This window comes from Burkholderia sp. Bp8963 (assembly GCF_003854275.1).
GTDB lineage: Bacteria > Pseudomonadota > Gammaproteobacteria > Burkholderiales > Burkholderiaceae > Burkholderia.
The window spans coordinates 87,813-103,469 of sequence record NZ_QTQP01000025.1 but is presented as its reverse complement, the minus strand read 5'-3'; the positions used below and the strand labels follow the sequence as shown (position 1 = coordinate 103,469).

At 62.3% G+C, this 15,657-nt stretch carries 14 protein-coding genes; 6 read left to right on the top strand and 8 right to left on the bottom strand.

Features of this window, described 5'->3' with window-relative positions:
* Positions 1 to 2: 2 nt before the first annotated feature.
* Together tdh and DID96_RS21405 are read right to left on the bottom strand one after the other, a co-directional pair.
* Positions 3 to 1,031, bottom strand: coding sequence for an L-threonine 3-dehydrogenase (tdh, locus tag DID96_RS21410; RefSeq protein WP_124601262.1), 1,029 nt, complete (start codon positions 1,029 to 1,031; stop codon positions 3 to 5).
* Between the two features lie 13 nt (positions 1,032 to 1,044).
* The gene (locus DID96_RS21405; RefSeq protein ID WP_124601261.1) at positions 1,045 to 2,244 is read right to left on the bottom strand and encodes a glycine C-acetyltransferase; all 1,200 of its coding nucleotides are present in this window, start codon (positions 2,242 to 2,244) and stop codon (positions 1,045 to 1,047) included.
* 160 nt (positions 2,245 to 2,404) lie between these two features.
* Between DID96_RS21405 and DID96_RS21400 the strand changes: the two genes are divergently transcribed.
* From DID96_RS21400 to DID96_RS21390, 3 genes are all read left to right on the top strand, one after another.
* A complete protein-coding gene (locus tag DID96_RS21400) occupies positions 2,405 to 3,016 on the top strand; it encodes a helix-turn-helix domain-containing protein (protein ID WP_124601260.1) in 612 nt (203 codons plus the stop codon).
* Positions 3,017 to 3,194: 178 nt separating this feature from the next.
* Positions 3,195 to 3,572 (top strand): DUF2471 family protein, encoded by a 378-nt coding sequence (locus tag DID96_RS21395; RefSeq protein ID WP_124601259.1) that lies wholly within the window; start codon positions 3,195 to 3,197, stop codon positions 3,570 to 3,572.
* 52 nt (positions 3,573 to 3,624) lie between these two features.
* The gene (locus DID96_RS21390; protein WP_124601281.1) at positions 3,625 to 4,647 is read left to right on the top strand and encodes a tyrosine-type recombinase/integrase; all 1,023 of its coding nucleotides are present in this window, start codon (positions 3,625 to 3,627) and stop codon (positions 4,645 to 4,647) included.
* A 125-nt stretch (positions 4,648 to 4,772) separates the two neighbouring features.
* On the opposite strand, the gene DID96_RS21385 is transcribed toward DID96_RS21390, so the two are convergent.
* A complete protein-coding gene (locus tag DID96_RS21385) occupies positions 4,773 to 5,963 on the bottom strand; it encodes a DNA-binding protein (protein ID WP_124601280.1) in 1,191 nt (396 codons plus the stop codon).
* A gap of 1,858 nt (positions 5,964 to 7,821) precedes the next feature.
* On the opposite strand from DID96_RS21385, the gene DID96_RS21380 reads away from it, so the two are divergent.
* Positions 7,822 to 9,186 carry a replication initiation protein gene (locus DID96_RS21380; RefSeq protein ID WP_124601258.1) on the top strand — a complete coding sequence of 455 codons (1,365 nt, stop codon included), beginning with the start codon at positions 7,822 to 7,824 and terminating at the stop codon, positions 9,184 to 9,186.
* A 55-nt stretch (positions 9,187 to 9,241) separates the two neighbouring features.
* Here DID96_RS21380 and DID96_RS21375 read toward each other — a convergent pair whose 3' ends face one another.
* Together DID96_RS21375 and parA are read right to left on the bottom strand one after the other, a co-directional pair.
* Positions 9,242 to 10,306, bottom strand: coding sequence for a ParB/RepB/Spo0J family partition protein (locus DID96_RS21375; protein ID WP_124601257.1), 1,065 nt, complete (start codon positions 10,304 to 10,306; stop codon positions 9,242 to 9,244).
* A gap of 23 nt (positions 10,307 to 10,329) precedes the next feature.
* Complete coding sequence (gene parA / locus DID96_RS21370) at positions 10,330 to 10,992, bottom strand: ParA family partition ATPase (protein WP_124601256.1); 663 nt, start codon at positions 10,990 to 10,992, stop codon at positions 10,330 to 10,332.
* Between the two features lie 831 nt (positions 10,993 to 11,823).
* Between parA and arsC the strand changes: the two genes are divergently transcribed.
* The gene (arsC, locus tag DID96_RS21365) at positions 11,824 to 12,180 is read left to right on the top strand and encodes an arsenate reductase (glutaredoxin) (protein ID WP_124601279.1); all 357 of its coding nucleotides are present in this window, start codon (positions 11,824 to 11,826) and stop codon (positions 12,178 to 12,180) included.
* Between the two features lie 74 nt (positions 12,181 to 12,254).
* On the opposite strand, the gene DID96_RS21360 is transcribed toward arsC, so the two are convergent.
* The gene (locus tag DID96_RS21360) at positions 12,255 to 12,458 is read right to left on the bottom strand and encodes a zf-HC2 domain-containing protein (protein ID WP_124601255.1); all 204 of its coding nucleotides are present in this window, start codon (positions 12,456 to 12,458) and stop codon (positions 12,255 to 12,257) included.
* Positions 12,439 to 13,035 (bottom strand): RNA polymerase factor sigma-70, encoded by a 597-nt coding sequence (locus DID96_RS21355; RefSeq protein WP_124601254.1) that lies wholly within the window; start codon positions 13,033 to 13,035, stop codon positions 12,439 to 12,441. Before DID96_RS21355 ends, DID96_RS21360 begins: the two co-directional genes overlap by 20 nt.
* Positions 13,036 to 13,386: 351 nt before the next feature.
* On the opposite strand from DID96_RS21355, the gene DID96_RS21350 reads away from it, so the two are divergent.
* A complete protein-coding gene (locus DID96_RS21350; protein WP_124601253.1) occupies positions 13,387 to 13,941 on the top strand; it encodes an NADPH-dependent FMN reductase in 555 nt (184 codons plus the stop codon).
* A gap of 552 nt (positions 13,942 to 14,493) precedes the next feature.
* Here DID96_RS21350 and DID96_RS21340 read toward each other — a convergent pair.
* The gene (locus tag DID96_RS21340; protein ID WP_124601251.1) at positions 14,494 to 15,645 is read right to left on the bottom strand and encodes an IS110 family transposase; all 1,152 of its coding nucleotides are present in this window, start codon (positions 15,643 to 15,645) and stop codon (positions 14,494 to 14,496) included.
* Between the last annotated feature and the right edge of the window lie 12 nt (positions 15,646 to 15,657).

Below are 15,657 nucleotides of genomic sequence, written 5' to 3'. Positions count from 1 at the left end.
CGTCACACAGTCCAGTCCAGGATCACCTTGCCGCTCTCGCCCGACAGCATTGCCGCGAAGCCTTGCTCGTAATCGTCGACGGCGAAGCGGTGCGTGATGATCGGCGACAGGTCGAGCCCGCTTTGCAGCATCGCGACCATCTTGTACCAGGTCTCGAACATCTCGCGGCCGTAAATGCCCTTGATCTCGAGCCCCTTGAAGATCACCTGGTTCCAGTCGATCGCCGTCTGCGCGGGCGGAATGCCGAGCAGCGCGACCTTGCCGCCGTGATTCATCGCCTCGAGCATGCCCGTGAATGCGCTCGGCACGCCGGACATCTCGAGCCCGACGTCGAATCCTTCGGTCATGTGCAGGTCGGCCATCACGTCGCGCAATGACTCGCGTGCGACGTTGACCGCACGCGTCGCGCCCATCTTGCGCGCCAGTTCGAGCCGGTAGTCGTTGATGTCGGTAATCACGACGTTGCGCGCGCCGACATGCTTCGCGATCGCGACGGCCATGATGCCGATCGGGCCGGCGCCAGTGATCAGCACGTCTTCGCCGACGAGATTGAACGACAGCGCCGTATGCGTCGCGTTGCCGAACGGATCGAAGATCGACGCAAGATCGTCCGGGATCTCCGGCGGAATCTTGAACGCGTTGAACGCGGGAATCGCGAGATATTCGGCAAACGCGCCTTCGCGATTGACGCCGACGCCGACCGTGTTGCGGCACAGGTGGCGGCGTCCCGCGCGGCAGTTCCGGCAGAAGCCGCACGTGATGTGCCCTTCGCCCGATACGCGGTCGCCGATCGCGAAGCCGCGCACCTCTTGCCCCATCTCGACGATCTCGCCGACGTACTCGTGACCGACGTGCATCGGCACGGGAATCGTCTTTTGCGCCCAGTCGTCCCACTTCCAGATATGGATGTCGGTGCCGCAGATCGCCGTGCGGCGGATCTTGATCAGCACGTCGTTGTGTCCGACTTCGGGCCGCTTCACGCGGGTCAGCGTCAGGCCGGGGCCGCGCTCGAGCTTTGCCAGTGCTTTCATGGTCGGCTCTCCGTCAGACGATGCCGAGCGACTTGCCGACGCGCACGAATGCCGCGACAGCCTGGTCGATCTGTTCCGGTGTGTGCGCCGCGCTCATCTGCGTGCGGATCCGCGCGCGCCCGCGCGGCACGACCGGGAACGAGAAGCCGATCACGTAGACGCCTTCGCCGAGCAGCGCATCGGCCATCTTCGTCGCGAGCTGAGCGTCGCCGAGCATCACCGGAATGATCGGGTGCGCGCCGGGCACGAGCGTGAAACCCGCTTCGGTCATCTGCTCGCGGAAGCGCGCGCCGTTCTCGCGCACGCGCTCGCGCAGCTTCGCGCCCTCGTCGCTGCCAAGCAGCTCGAGCACTTCGAGCGACGCGGCGGCAATGCTCGGCGTGAGCGTGTTCGAGAACAGATACGGGCGCGAGCGCTGGCGCAGCAGTTCGACGATCTCGCGGCGCGCGGCGACGTAGCCGCCGGATGCGCCGCCGAGCGCCTTGCCGAGCGTGCCCGTGATGATGTCGACGCGCCCGTCGACGCCGCAATGTTCCGGCGTGCCGCGGCCATGTTCGCCGATGAAGCCGACCGCATGCGAATCGTCGACCATCACGAGCGCGCCGTAGCGGTCGGCGAGATCGCAGATGCCCTTCAGGTCGGCGATGATGCCGTCCATCGAGAACACACCGTCGGTCGCGATCAGCTTGTGCCGTGCACCCGCCGCATCGGCTTCCTTGAGCTTCGCTTCGAGATCGGCGAGATCGTTGTTCCGGTAGCGGTACCGCTTCGCCTTGCACAGACGAACACCGTCGATGATGCTCGCGTGGTTCAGTTCGTCGCTGATCACCGCATCGTTCTCGTCGAGCAGCGTTTCGAACAGCCCGCCGTTCGCGTCGAAGCAGCTCGAATAGAGGATGCTGTCCTCGGTGCCGAGGAATGTGGCAATCGCGCTTTCCAGCTGCTTGTGCACGGTTTGCGTGCCGCAGATGAAGCGCACCGATGCCATGCCGAACCCGTCCTGATCGAGGCCGGCCTTGGCCGCCGCGATCAGGCGCGGATCGTTCGCAAGGCCGAGATAGTTGTTCGCGCAGAAATTCAGCACGCCGGCACCGCCGGCGAGCCGCACGGCCGCCGCTTGCGGGCTCGCGATCTCGCGCTCGGTCTTGTAGAAACCGTCCGCGCGGATCTGGTCGAGCGTCCCGCGCACCTGGGCGAGAAAGGCATCACGCATCGCAAAGCTCCTGACTGGATTCGCAATCCGCCGCGCGCCATTCGTGGTGGCGGCGCAGCGGCCTGCTACTGTTATAGTCGGTCGTTCGGTTGACCGCTCTTTTCCGTTATTCCGAACTAAAATTCGAAATACCGAACAACTCTAAGCGAACGGAATTCAAATGGCAAGTTCCTCCGGATCTCGGCGCGCGCCCGCGAGCGCCGCCCAGCCGCCGGCCGCCGCGACGCCCCCGCGCGTTGGCGAACAGATCCAGCGCCTGCGCAACGAGCGCAAGCTGACGCTCGACGACCTGTCGCGCGCGGCAGGCGTGTCGAAATCGATGCTCTCCGAGATCGAGCGGGACAAGGCGAACCCGACGATCGCAGTCGCGTGGCGCCTGACGAATGCGCTCGGCATCACGCTCGACGAACTGTTCTCGCAGCCGAAAGCAGCGGAGACGATTCGTGTCGACGGCCCGCACGACATCCCGACGCTGGCCGGCCACGACGGCCAGTATCAGTTGCGTGTGTGGGGCCCGATCGACCTCGCCGGCAAGTTCGAGTGGTACGAACTGACCTTGCCCGGCGGCGGCGCGCTCGCGTCGAACGCTCATGAACCGGGCACACGCGAGCACCTCACGGTGCTGCAGGGCGCGATGGAAATCGAGGCGGCGGGGGCCGCACGTCGCCTGAAAGCCGGCGACACCGCACGCTACGCGGCCGACGCGCCGCACGCGATCCGCAACCCCGGCAAGAGCGAAGCGAGAGCGTTGTTGATCGTGATTCATCGCTGACGGGCTGCCGAGTCATCCGATCGGCCAGTTGCGCAAAATACTGTATGTTTGTACAGTATACGGACATTCCGCTTTGCACGTGACCGGCGTGAGCGCCGAAGTGCCAACGCTGGTCGACCGCGAAGCACGGGACCAGAGCAGGCGCTGAAGCGCCAACTCTGGTCGACAGGAGCCTGCGATGACCGAAGAACAAGACTTGGCCGCGCTCAGTTTCAAGGCTGCTGCGCACGACCTGGAAAAGATCGTTCGCCACATTGCCGAACGTTATACCCGCCAGCAGGTGCCGCTGACCTGGCGCCTGCTGCACGCAATCGAAGCCGAGGCATTGGCAGACCTCGGTTTCGCCAGCCGGCACGAGGCCGGCATGCGTCAACTGTTCGAACGGCCGTCGGACATGACGTTTCCCGAAACGGACGATCCGATCGATTTCGGGCGCTCGAACGCACTGCCCGCCGCGTTCTCGTTCGCGCTCAAAGCATACGAGGCCGCGGCACGCCAACACGATGCGCAACCCGCACCGCGAGCCGCCCGCGTCGCCAAGGCCTGGGGCGATTGACTACGACGTTGCGGAAAGGACTACCATATGCGCAACTAACGGAATAAATAACATGTCCCTTCCTTCATCTGCTGAAGCTCGCTCGCCCGACTCGGAAAAGGATCTGTTCGACCGCGGTGCGTCGGACTGGATCGCATCCCCCGAAGCGGCCTTCGATGCATGGCTTGCGATGCAGGACTATCGACAGTCGTCTGCCGATGTCTATCGCGCGCAATGGGGCGCCTTTCTCACGTGGCTGCGCGCCCATCAAAAGGATCTCGCGACCGTCGACACCGCATCGATCGCGTATTTCGTCGGCGAACTGCCGATCAGGAAAACGCAGCGCATGCGCTATTTGCGGTTGATCGAGCGTGTCCTCGACCACATCCGGCGCAGCGAATTTGCATCGACCAACCCGGCCCGCTTCATCGCTCAGGATGGCGAAGCGATCTGGCGCAAGGCACGCGACAATGAACCGACCGGCTTTCTCGCGCCGTCCGAGCGTGCGAAGTTGCTCACTTATCTGTTTTCGCCGATCGTCGAATCCGGCGCCGCGTTATGGAAAGAGCGTCGCGACCGGGCGCTCGTCGCCGCATTTCTCGGCGCCGGCGTGAAGACCGGCGAAGCACGCGTTCTTACGATTAGTTGCATCAATACGAGCGGCACGACGCTGCAGATTCCGTCGACGCATCCCGATTTCGCACGGGAAACGCATCTGGCGTCATTCGCGATCGCGCTGTTCGACGCGTGGCTCGCGGAACGCAAGCGTCAGGAGATTCCGGGCGAACTCGTCTTCCCGGCCTCGCATGCCGGACGCCCGATGCACAAGGCAACGATGTTGCGCGCGGTCGACGCGATCGTCGAAGCGGCCGACATTGCGTCGTCACGCACCGCGCGCGCAAGCCCGCAGACCCTGCGCAACACCTATGCCGCGGAGCTGTTCGAGAACGACGTGCCACTCGAGCGGGTCGGCCAGTGGCTGGGCTTCATGCAGCCGATTTCCTCGAATCGCCTGCATCGCGCGTGGAAAAACTGGCGTGACGATCTGGCTGAACGCGAAGGTGAGATGGCGCCCGACCGCGAATCTCACGGTTGACCTCCGTGCTGCTCACGCTAACGATGCGTGAGCAGCCTTGCCCGGCACGACCTCACCCTTACAGCGCCCCCGAATATCCTCACCTTTTGCTTCCCGCAGTGTCTCACCTGTGCCCGCGGTCCTGATCAATGCCGATCCGTCGTGGCAAAGCGCGTGACTGCTTCGAAGCGGGACGGCCACGAACCCGACGCGTGTTCGCACTCCGGGCACGACACTTCGAAACCCGCTTCGTCATGTGACAGTTCGGGCTCGCCGTCGCAATGCGGGCATTGGTTCGGCACCGGCGTTTCGTGGTCCAGCGTGGTACCGATCACGGAGAATGCATCGGCATCGAGCTTGCCGGTTTCGGCCAGGCGCCGGATCAGTGTGGCGATCTCCGGATTCATCCGTTGATTCGCGCGCAGCGCATTCCGCTCGCGCGTCGCCGTTTCCAATTCATCGCCCTGGCTGCGCAATTGTTCGTCGAGACGGTCCGCACGAGCCTTGGCCGCACTCAGCTGCTGCAGAAAATCGAATTCCTTGCGTTGCACATCGCGCAATCCGGACTGGTAGGTCGACGCCATGCTGCGCAACGAATCCAGTTCGACCAGCATCGGCTTCACGCGACGCTCCGCTTCCGCCACGGCATCCTTGATCTGCTGCGCGTAATGCTCGGTGCGCTGCTGCAGCTCGGCTTGCAGTACGTCGATGCGGTCGCGCAGCGCGGCATTCTGCGTTTGCTCGGCATCGATGCGGCTCTTGGCCGTGACCACTTCCTGTTCCAGGCGGCCGACTGTGGTGAGCAGTGTCGCTTCGTTTGCCGAACCGTGCGTTGTCTGTGACGCAAGCTGAACCTCGAGTTCGGTAACACGTGCCTGCAACTGCTCATTGCGGGTTTCGCTGCGCGCGAGGGCAGCCTCGAGCGTTTCCTGGCGAACGGTTGCGTCGCGCAATTGCTGTTCGGCCTGTGCGACATTCGCGCGAACCTGCTCGCGGTCGGCATCAAGACTGTCCCGCGCAGCTTTCAGCGCTTCTTCATAGAGTGCGCCGAGCAGGGCGCCGGCTTTCTCCTCGACCGCTTTCGGAATGGTTGCGCCTTCGAGGCGAACCTTTGACGCGGAACGGATCCGTTCCCAGAAGTGATCGATGTCCTTCGGAATGTCGCTGGCGCTGCCTGTCTGCGTAAGATCGCGGACGTTGGCGGCCGACGGCCGGATTCCAAGATCGAAGAACAAGCGCTTGCACGCATGCAGCGACAGCTCCTGGCGTCGGGCACCGGTTGCGCGCAATGACTCCAGCTCTTCCCGGATGACCTGGCGCATCTCGTCGAGGGTCATGACGTAGCTCACTGAGATTCGAATGTCGCGATCATAACGAAATACGTATTTTTCAATACCTTTTTCTGCCAGACGTTGTAATTTTGCGTCGCTGTGCACAGGAAGCGTTGCTGTGAGCGCTTGTCGTCAATCACAGCGACAGATTCCGTGAAACAAAGCGAAGAAACGACCCTAAGCGATTGTATTCGCGGCGTTTTTCGTCAGTCCACGAAAAAACAGGGTTGTTTCACAGGATGCACTGTGGGCAGGACGCTGGGTGTTGGGGTTGGGGTATCTGTGGAAAACTCGTCGGGGGGACGTGTTGAGAGTATTAGAAGTAAACACCTTTGAACCCTTAGTTAAAAACGTTAACGCCACGGCACAGCCTTACGTAGCAAGGGTTTCCGGCCGACAAGGTGAAGCTTTACGGGAATCAAGGTGATCTTCTGCGGGAGCCGACGTGATGGGGTTCGGGGAGCTGCGTGAGCCGTTGCGGGAAAGGTCGTGAGCGGATTCAGGAGCACAGCAAATCAACGGATTTTCCACAGGTGAGCGTTTTCGGGACGGCACAGCCGCGAAACGCCCGCTGTGTCTGAGCGTACAGTTTTCTGCCTGTGCAGACATAGGTGAGGCTTTTCAGGACCTTCGTTTACCGCCGTTTCTGCCCTTCTTTTAGGCAATTCGGGCGAAAGGTGAGATTTCACGGGATTCGCGGCCGATTTGATGTGAGGATTTGCGGGAGGCGAACGTGATTTTGCACAGCAAAAGGCCGTCTGTGGGCCGGTGGAACCGTAAAGGTGAGACTTTTCGGGGGCGAAATCCGGGTTTTCCTGGTCCACGCTGCATAAGGTGAGCGTTTTCAGGACCCGGCTCGAGATCGATATGCACAGTCCAAAGGTGAGCTTTTTCGGGAACGCTATTTGCTCGAGAAATGGTCAAAGGTGAGGCTTTTCGGGAGATGTGGGTGGTTACTTCCGTGGAAAAGGCCGCCAGAGCTACATGGTGAGGCTGTTTTGGCGAGCGCTTTTTCGGCAAAGGTGAAGCTTTTCGGGAGCCGACACGTTGTCGTCGTACGAATGACTGCCCGGGAAAGGTGAGGCTATTCGGGAGATCGCTGTGCTGGCCTGCGCATTCGACAATTGCACATAAGTATCGGAGGACATTGGGATTTTTGAAACCGCGGAGGTTACGGTGAGACTTTTCGGGAGTCTTGCTGGCTGCGGTTTTCACAGCGCTTTTTGTCGATAAGGTGAGGAAATACAGGAGCCACAGTTAGGCGATCCCGCCTGTGTCGGGGATCCGGCGGCAATCGAATGTCCGGCCTGTGTGGTCGTGAGGTGAGATTTTTCGGGAGCCTTTGGTGATTGGGCACTGTACAATGCGCGCCCCGGCTGCCGAAGCGTCGGCCGGGACGCGTCAAACCGTACGCTTGGCGCAACGGATCGAGCCGTTCGGGTTGCCACGTCCGCGCCTTTTCGGGATACCAGGGCCGCCTGGCGATGCCCCGTCGTGAACCGCCTGTACATGCATACAGGCGGCCGCGCCGGCGGTCACAGTGATCAGTTAGGTGCAGTGTGGATACTGTGCGGGCACCGCATAAAGCCAGTCGTAAAATTGCGACATCATGAAAGGTGAGCCGATACGGGAGTGCATCGCGCACGTGTTCGGCACAGGCAAAAAACTGTGAATCCGCGTCTGCCCCGACGCGTAAAGGTGAGTCCGAAACACAGTGATTCTAGACCGGTGAGCCTTTGCGGGAGCCGGTTGGGGTGAGCGCCGTTTCGCAAGCGCGCTTCACCGGATATGGTGAGTATGTCGTTCTGGACGAGCTTCACCACAGACGCTATCCTTCCGGGAAACTTCTCCTCCGACCCGAAGCATGGCCACGAAGCGCGCCAAAAAAACCGATGTGGATGTGGTGAGTGCCAGTTCAGCCGAATTGCGTAAGGCCGTCGAGGCGATCGCAATTCAGCCGAAAAGCGGCAAGATCACGCTCCTGACTCGCAAGCTGTTCAATGTCCTGTTGGCCGTGGCGCAGCAGGCCGACGATTCGGGCGATACCTATCGCGCGCTGTTGTCGGACATCGTCGCCAACTCCGCATTCGACTCGAACGACACCGCGCTGGTGAAGGAACACCTGCGCCGGATGGTGTCGGTGCAGGTTGAATGGAGCACGGGCACGTCGAGCCAGAAGCCTGGCCGCAAGTGGGGGATCTCGACGCTGATCGCGGACGCGGAAATTCTCGAAGACCCGGCAACGCGCCGCGTGTGGGTCGAATTTTCGTTCGCGCCGAAGATCAAGAAGAAGCTGCTCGATCCGGTCCAGTATGCGCGCCTGAGCCTTCAGTTCCAGAGCCAGCTGCGCAGCAGTGCCGGTCTCGCGCTGTACGAGATCTGCGTGCGCTACCTGACGAACCCGAGCCATCTGACGATGCGCGAGCCATGGGAATGGTGGCGGCCGATCCTGTCCGGTACGCCTGACACCGAGGCTGGCGACGAGGCGAAACGCGAATACAAGTACTTCAAGCGGGACTATCTGCGTCCGGCGATCGCCGAGGTCAACGCGGTCACCAACATCTTCGTCGAGCTGATCGAGCATCGCGAAGGGCGGCGGGTGGCCGAGATCCAGTTCCGTGTTACCGAGCGCAAGCAGCCGATGCTGGCACTCGACGAACATCCGAACGTGTTCGACAGCACGCTGGTCGACCGGATGGTGAAGCTCGGTATCCCGCTGAAGGAAGCGCAGACGCTGTACGCGGACAGCGAGGAGAACCGGATCCGTGCCGCGCTGCAGATGACCGAGCAGCGGATGCGCAGCACGTCGTTGCCGCCGGTGCGCAGCGCCGCGGCCCTGTTCAAGGATGCGCTGAAGAAGGGCTATGCGCCGCCTGTAGAGGCCGTCGACGCCCTGCCTGCCGGTGCACCGTCCGGCAAGGCTGCAGCGGCCCAGCCGGACGATCTGAAGGCGCGTCTGTTGAGCGAATACACGGCCTACCGTCGCAAGGAAGCCAAGGCACTGTACGACGAGCAGGGTGAGGTGGAACGCGAAGTGGCGCGCGAGTCGTTCGAGTCGGAAGCGCTGCCGACGTTGGGCTCGCATCTGCGCGAGGACTGGCGCAAGCGCGGCCTCGACTCCAAACTGGCCGAGACGGCCTTCTTCGACTGGTTGGCCCAGAAGACCTGGGGCGAGCCGACCGACGGCGATCTGCTCTCCTTTACGCTGAATCAATCGCGGGCGGCCTGAGCCGCCTGTCCTGCCTGCGGCGGCCCCGGCATCGCCCGGCGCCGGCCGCCTCTGATCACTTCGACAACAACATTCGCTCGAGCTGCTCGAGAATCGCGTCGCGCTTGTCTTTCGACAATCCGCGCAGGCGCAATTCGATGCGATCGTCCCCATACGACTTCAGATCACCGACCGATACGCCGCCGAGCTTGATCTCGAGCCGTTGCGCGTAGCGCTGGCGGCTGGCCGGCTTCGGCGTTTCTTGCGCGGCCGCGCGACCCTTCACGATGTCGGACACCTGGCGCGTGCTCAGGTCGTCGGACACGATCTTGTTGATCAGGCGAAGCGTCGCATCCGTGCCGCGCGCGCTGTGATAGCGGCCAACCTGATACGCCATGTTGGAACCGAAGCGATCGGGGCGGGCGACCATTTCCTGCATGACCGTTTCCGGCAGCTTGCCGATCGACAGTGCGACAGCGACCGTCGACTCGTCGAGACCGAGATGCTCGGCCAACTCCTTCTGGCTCTGGAAATGCTTGTCGTCGAGGAAGCGCCGCCATACGACGGCGTTGTCGAATACGGTTTGCGAATCGCGCTGAACGTTCAGGTCATACCCGAGTTTGTAGCTCTCGAGGCCGATCGGCAGATCGATCACGATTGCCTTGACGGTTTCCTTGTTCGCTTCCTTCAGTGCGCGCACGCGGCGTCCACCGTCGCTGACGAAGTACGTGCCCGGGTTGTCGTAATCGGGGATCACGTGAATCGCCTGCTGCTGCCCTTGCTTCGCGAGGTTGACCGCGAGTTCTGCGATCGACGATTTCAGATAGAAGTGTCGCGGGTTGAACGGGCTGTGCTTGATCGCTTTCAGCGAAAGCTCGATCACTTGCCCGGGTGCGTAGCGGTTCTCGAGGCGCCACGCGCGATACTGCGCGGACTCATCGGTCGACACGTCGGCGACGATGTCCGGGATAACGGGAGACGGCGCGATGTCTTTCCTGGCCGCTTTCGCAGCGGCGGGAGCGGACGTTTCCGGCTTGACGAGTCCGTCGATCGCGTTGAGTCGATCGAGGGCAGTGCGCTTTTCACTCGTCGTCGTATCCGGGCGCGCTTGGAATCCTTTGGCAAATTGGGAGGGTTTCATGCGACTCCTTTATGCGCATAAAGTCAGGGCAGCATCGCGACGATCTCGTCGGCGCATGCACGAATTTCGGCAGCCGCGAGCCTGGCGCCGCGATCGTTCATCTGCAGGACGGTTTGACCGAGCGCCATTGCCTGCTTGTACGCTTCCCGCGTCGGGATCTGCGTTCTGAGCAGCGGGAAGCCGAGCTCTTCGAGCGCCCGCTTCAATTCGCGGGTCAGCATGCGCTTCTCTTCGGTCTTGTTCAGCAGGAATACCGCACGCAGGTCTTCGTTCATCACTTGCGCCTGCTGGATGAGCTTGACCAGCCCGACACTCGACCAGTAATCGGCCGGTGACGAGGAAGTCGGGATGACGGCGATCGATGCCGCCAGCAGAACGACGCCGGACACTTTCTCCGTGATCGACGGCGGGCAATCCACCACGATGATGTCGTAGTCGTTGATGAACTTCTTGATCTCGCGGTGGATCTGGCTGCCGGCTTCCGCAAGATTGACTACCGGGAAAGGGATGCCGGTGTCGCTGTCGCCCGATGCGCTCGACCAGTGAACCAGTGTGTTTTGACCGTCCGCGTCGACGACGAGGACGCGCTTCCCTTTCTCATGGAATGCGGCGCCGAGGTGCATGGCGATCGTGCTCTTACCGACGCCGCCTTTTTGTTGAGTGACAGCTATGATTTCCGCGGCCAATTTTCACTCCTGTTTTTGGTCGATGGAATTCTACAGGACGATATTCATAATTCAATGAAATTGTTGTTCATCAACTACGCATTGGCCAATCGGACGAGTCGTTTATGCGCATAAACCAGTGTGGTAGCGGTAGCGTCCTCGTGCGGTGAGCGACCAGTTCGGGTATCCGCGCAGAACGTCTTTGCGTGCGGTCCGTCGGCACACGTGACACGCACGCCGAGACGTGCGGGATTGAGTCATTCTCTGGACACTCGTTCTCACGAGCCCAAGCCCAGTCGTCGAAATGTCGGGAGCGACGGCAAGCGGCAAAATGCAGTCCGGTTTATGCGCATAAACCGACTCGGAGCCAGCGAGCGGCTCCCGGAAATGCCGTAGGAAAACCGGAGGAGAGGTGCGCTGAGCCGACGACAAATTCGCTTGGGCTGTCGTGAGTGCGGTCTGGTATCGCCGCGCCTGATTTATGCGCATAAACCAGGCGCGTCACGATCCGAAGGCGCACCGTTGCATCGCAATCGAACACGCTAAAGAACGGGAGCATTGCGGTCGCTGGTCGCTGGGCACCCTCCCCCGGTCGGGATGCCAGGGATCGCATCCGTCCGTGAGCCATCGACGGCGCTCAGACTTCAACCTGCATCGGTCGGTTTATGCGCATAAACCGATGCCGACCACCGTTCAACGATTCGCCGCCGCCATTCTTGCTGCCAGCCGGCGCTACGAACTCACGGCACAACGCATGCCCCTGTTCGGCACGCAGCAGTTCCCGCCAGTACACCCATTCGAGCGTGCGCCCGGACTGGCTACAATACGGGATCCACAATCCAGTCCCGAATGATGATCACGATCTACCACAACCCCCGATGCTCGAAATCGCGCGAAACGCTGGCGCTTGTCGAGTCGCTGAATCCGAGCGGCGCGCCCGTCGCGGTCGTCGAGTATCTGAAGACGCCGCCGACGGTCCAGGAGCTGGAAGCGCTGCATCGTCAGCTCGGGCGTCCGGTGCGCGACATGCTCCGTGACAATGAAGAGCTGTACAAGACACTCGATCTGGCCCGCGCGGATCTGACCGACGCGCAGGCGTACGAGGCGATTGCCGCGCACCCGATCCTGCTGCAGCGACCCATCGTCGTGTACAAAGGCAAAGCGGCTATCGGGCGACCGCCGGAATCGGTGCGTGAATTGTTCGAATAATTCTAATTACTCGAATTTTTCTTATTGCAGGAATCCGGCGCATGCGCGCCGGATGATCCCCGAACGCCGCGCCGTCACGTCTCTCCCGCGCCGCCGCCGTCACGGCCGGTGGCAGTTCTCGCGGCCGCACGCAGCAACGCGATCTGCCGGCGATACTGCCGGCAACCGCTGCAAGCCGGCAGGTGCACGCGCACCTGTACACGCTCGTGTGCCGTCAGATGCCGGTCGAGCGCATCCGACAGCAGGCGCGTCACGTCCTTACATTTCCCCAGTAGCATCTTCGGTCGTCAGCCCCTTCTCGCTCAGGCAGGTGCGCAGGCGCGTACGCGCGCGGTACAGCAGCACGCTGCAGTGGTTCGTCGTCAACGTCAGCTCGGTACAGATGTCGGCGATCTCGAAATCGAGGAACTCGCGCATCATGAACACGCGTCCGATCTGTTCCGGAAGATGGTTCAGGCATGCCTCGAACAGCATCCAGAACTGCTGTTGCTGCAGCAGCGTTTCCGGTTGCGGCCACGGGCGCGGTTTCGCGTGCGCGCTCCAGTGACCGTTGCTCTTGAAGAGTTCGCGGTCGAGGACCGATTCGCCGTCGAGTTCGGCGTCGAGCGCGGACAGGCTCACCATCCGCTGCCGCGCGCGCAGCACGTCGATCAGCTTGTTGCGCAGGATGCCGAACACCCAGGTCTTGTGCGCGGACAGGCCCGCGAAGTCGCACTCGCGCGTCCACGCGGCGGCCAGTGCTTCCTGCACAGCGTCCTCGGCCGCATCCGCATCGCGCAGCTGCAGGCGCGCAAAACGCAGCAGGTCGCGCCGCAATTGCGCGAGATAGGCGGGATTGTCGTACGCGGACGGCATCAATGGCATTCTCTCGAAGGAATCCGCGCGCGTCGCACGGTGCGAGCAGCTTACTGGCCCACGGGCGGGCTCGCAACGCATGTTCCGTCGCGGCTTTCGCAATCACCGCCGCCAGGCTGCGCTATGCTTGCCCACAGGTTTGCGCTGTGCACAGTTATCCAACAGCAATACGTCGTTTGTCACAGCGTCACATTCCGGCAAAGTTATCCACAGTTTCTGTGGAAAACCTTGTGGAAAGTCCGCCGGATCGCCCCGTGGGGCGGCTCGCGGGCTGGCCTGCCTATAAACAGACCTTTGCCGCCTATCCAGATGTAATCGATTCGATTCCTCACCCACCGGAAGGAGAAAGTCATGGCTCATCGTATTGCGGTCATCGTCGGCAGCCTGCGTCGCGAATCGTGGAACCGGGCACTCGCCAAGGCAGTGATCTCGCTCGCGCCGGCCGATCTCGCTTTCGAGTTCGTCGAGATCGGCGAGTTGCCGCTATACAGCCAGGATTACGATGCGGACTTTCCGGAAGTCGCGCGGCGTTTCAAGCAGGCGATCGAAGCGGCCGACGGGCTGCTGTTCGTCACGCCGGAGTACAACCGCTCGATGCCGGGCGTGCTGAAGAATGCGCTCGACTGGGGCTCGCGTCCGTGGGGCGCCAATTCGTGGGCACGCAAGCCCGGTGCGGTGCTCGGCACGTCGCCGGGCGCGACGGGCACAGCGCTCGCGCAGCAGCATCTGCGCAACGTGCTCGCGTATCTCGACGTCGCGACGCTCGGCCAGCCGGAGATGTTCATCAAGCACGACGCGACGCGTATCGACGATCACGGCGAGATCGTCAACGAAGATACGCGCAAGTTCCTGCAAGGCTTCGTCGACCGCTACGCGGCTTGGGTGCGCACCCACAACGCGGCCTGAACTCGCGGTGCCGGTCCGGCGCCTGCCGGACCCCTCTTCGACGTTTCCTAGGGCACGTTCCCCTGATTAAAGAAATCATTCGTGGGGCTGGCCACCAGAAGGGCCGATCGCCGCGTCATGCTCCTCGCGAATACGTCGAGTATTCGCTTCGTCGCAATCCTCGCGCTCGGCCCTTCTGGTGGCCAGCGCAAGCCCGTTATTAGCGTGAACAGGCCCTTCTATGGGGCATTGGAAGTCAAGCCCTGATTGATGGGAATGCAGTGTCAAACGATATGCGTCCTTTTCCACTCAGCGTTGAGATGGCAACGGCCATGGGCAAGCAAGCCTCTCCACGTCGTATTCAGGTCAGAGTGTCTGATGGACCGGCCAGTGCCGGCTCTACCTTCTATCCGTGCCGGCCTGCGAAGCCGAGCACCTCATACCGCATGCGCAAAGCGCTGGAACCACTCTGTTACCGACGCGCCCCATCTAGCGCAACGGCCACCCGGATGGGTAGCCCGAGCGTGTTACGGGCGCGTTGACCGTTGAGCATCGCCTGCCTTCCTGTACCGCTTACGCCCTCGCAAGGTTGATGTCACCCGGCTTGAGTCTCGCGCCGGCGGGAATTTCACCCTGTTCAAAGTAGCGCCACAGGGCAATCGCCAGACGCCGTGCGAGCGCCACGATACCAATGCGCCGCAGCCGCTTGCCTGCGCCGGCAAAGCGCTCACTGAACCAGCGAGTGAGCTGGCTGTTGGGCTGGTAGCGCAGCCAGCTCCACGCGAGTTCGACCATCAGCCATCGGGCTCGCTTGTTGCCCGCCTTGCTGATTCCCTGCTCGACTTCGCTGGTGCCGCTTGCGTAAGGGGTCGGCGCAAGACCCAGGCAGCCGGCAACTTCCCGGCGATTGTGAAACTGCCGCCAGCCAAAGAGTTCCTTCGTCAAAGTCCATGCGCTGCCGATCCCGATCCCCGCAAGCTGCGACAACCGCGCGACCGCAGGCTGCATGCCACTGCGAACCTGTTGCTCCTGCTGCGCTTCGAGCGTCTTGATCTGCGTGAGAACGAGCGTGAGTCGCTCAAGCTCTCGTTCGATTTCGGCGCGCACGCCTGGCAACAGCCGCGCGGCCTGATAAGCCCACCAGCGCACCCATAGCCGGCCGCCAATGCGCTCGACCCGCAGGTTGTGCAATACCAGCAGGGAGCGGATCCGGTTGCAGTGGGCGGTACGTTCCCGTCGCAGACGCTCGACTTCGCGGTGCAGCCGCCGGTCATCCTCCTGCTCGGGCGTGGGGATGCGCGCGACCGCCCATACGCGCTTCTCGCCAGCGTGATAACGCATCAGCATCGACAGCAGCTTGTCGCTGTCGAGTCGGTCCGTCTTCGCGCGACGGGCCCGGCGGTTTACTTCGATGCTTGCGGAGTCCACCACAACATTGACGATTCCCTGTTGAGCCAGCCAGCGATGCAACCAGAAGCCGTCGCGGCCTGCCTCGTAGCAGCTGAATACCGATGCATCGGCGCGTAGGCGGCAGCGCAGCCGCGCCTTTGCGATCGCGATCAGTACTGCCCCGGTATCCCCGGCGGCGACCGTGCAACGGCTGGGTGCCTGCGCGCCGCTCCCCAGGGACAGCTTCCAGTTCTTCTCGCCCAGTTCCAAAGCCATGTACAGCTGGCCAGCTACCGTCGTATCCTGCCCTTGAAGGGCCATGTCGGGCGCATCCATTTGCGTGCTCCT

Coding starts and splice junctions, on each gene's coding strand:
- tdh (WP_124601262.1), bottom strand. CDS start 1,031: ATGAAAGCACTGGCAAAGCTCGAGCGCGGCCCCGGCCTGACGCTGACC.
- DID96_RS21405 (WP_124601261.1), bottom strand. CDS start 2,244: ATGCGTGATGCCTTTCTCGCCCAGGTGCGCGGGACGCTCGACCAGATC.
- DID96_RS21400 (WP_124601260.1), top strand. CDS start 2,405: ATGGCAAGTTCCTCCGGATCTCGGCGCGCGCCCGCGAGCGCCGCCCAG.
- DID96_RS21395 (WP_124601259.1), top strand. CDS start 3,195: ATGACCGAAGAACAAGACTTGGCCGCGCTCAGTTTCAAGGCTGCTGCG.
- DID96_RS21390 (WP_124601281.1), top strand. CDS start 3,625: ATGTCCCTTCCTTCATCTGCTGAAGCTCGCTCGCCCGACTCGGAAAAG.
- DID96_RS21385 (WP_124601280.1), bottom strand. CDS start 5,963: ATGACCCTCGACGAGATGCGCCAGGTCATCCGGGAAGAGCTGGAGTCA.
- DID96_RS21380 (WP_124601258.1), top strand. CDS start 7,822: ATGGCCACGAAGCGCGCCAAAAAAACCGATGTGGATGTGGTGAGTGCC.
- DID96_RS21375 (WP_124601257.1), bottom strand. CDS start 10,306: ATGAAACCCTCCCAATTTGCCAAAGGATTCCAAGCGCGCCCGGATACG.
- arsC (WP_124601279.1), top strand. CDS start 11,824: ATGATCACGATCTACCACAACCCCCGATGCTCGAAATCGCGCGAAACG.
- DID96_RS21360 (WP_124601255.1), bottom strand. CDS start 12,458: ATGCTACTGGGGAAATGTAAGGACGTGACGCGCCTGCTGTCGGATGCG.
- DID96_RS21355 (WP_124601254.1), bottom strand. CDS start 13,035: ATGCCGTCCGCGTACGACAATCCCGCCTATCTCGCGCAATTGCGGCGC.
- DID96_RS21350 (WP_124601253.1), top strand. CDS start 13,387: ATGGCTCATCGTATTGCGGTCATCGTCGGCAGCCTGCGTCGCGAATCG.
- DID96_RS21340 (WP_124601251.1), bottom strand. CDS start 15,645: ATGGATGCGCCCGACATGGCCCTTCAAGGGCAGGATACGACGGTAGCT.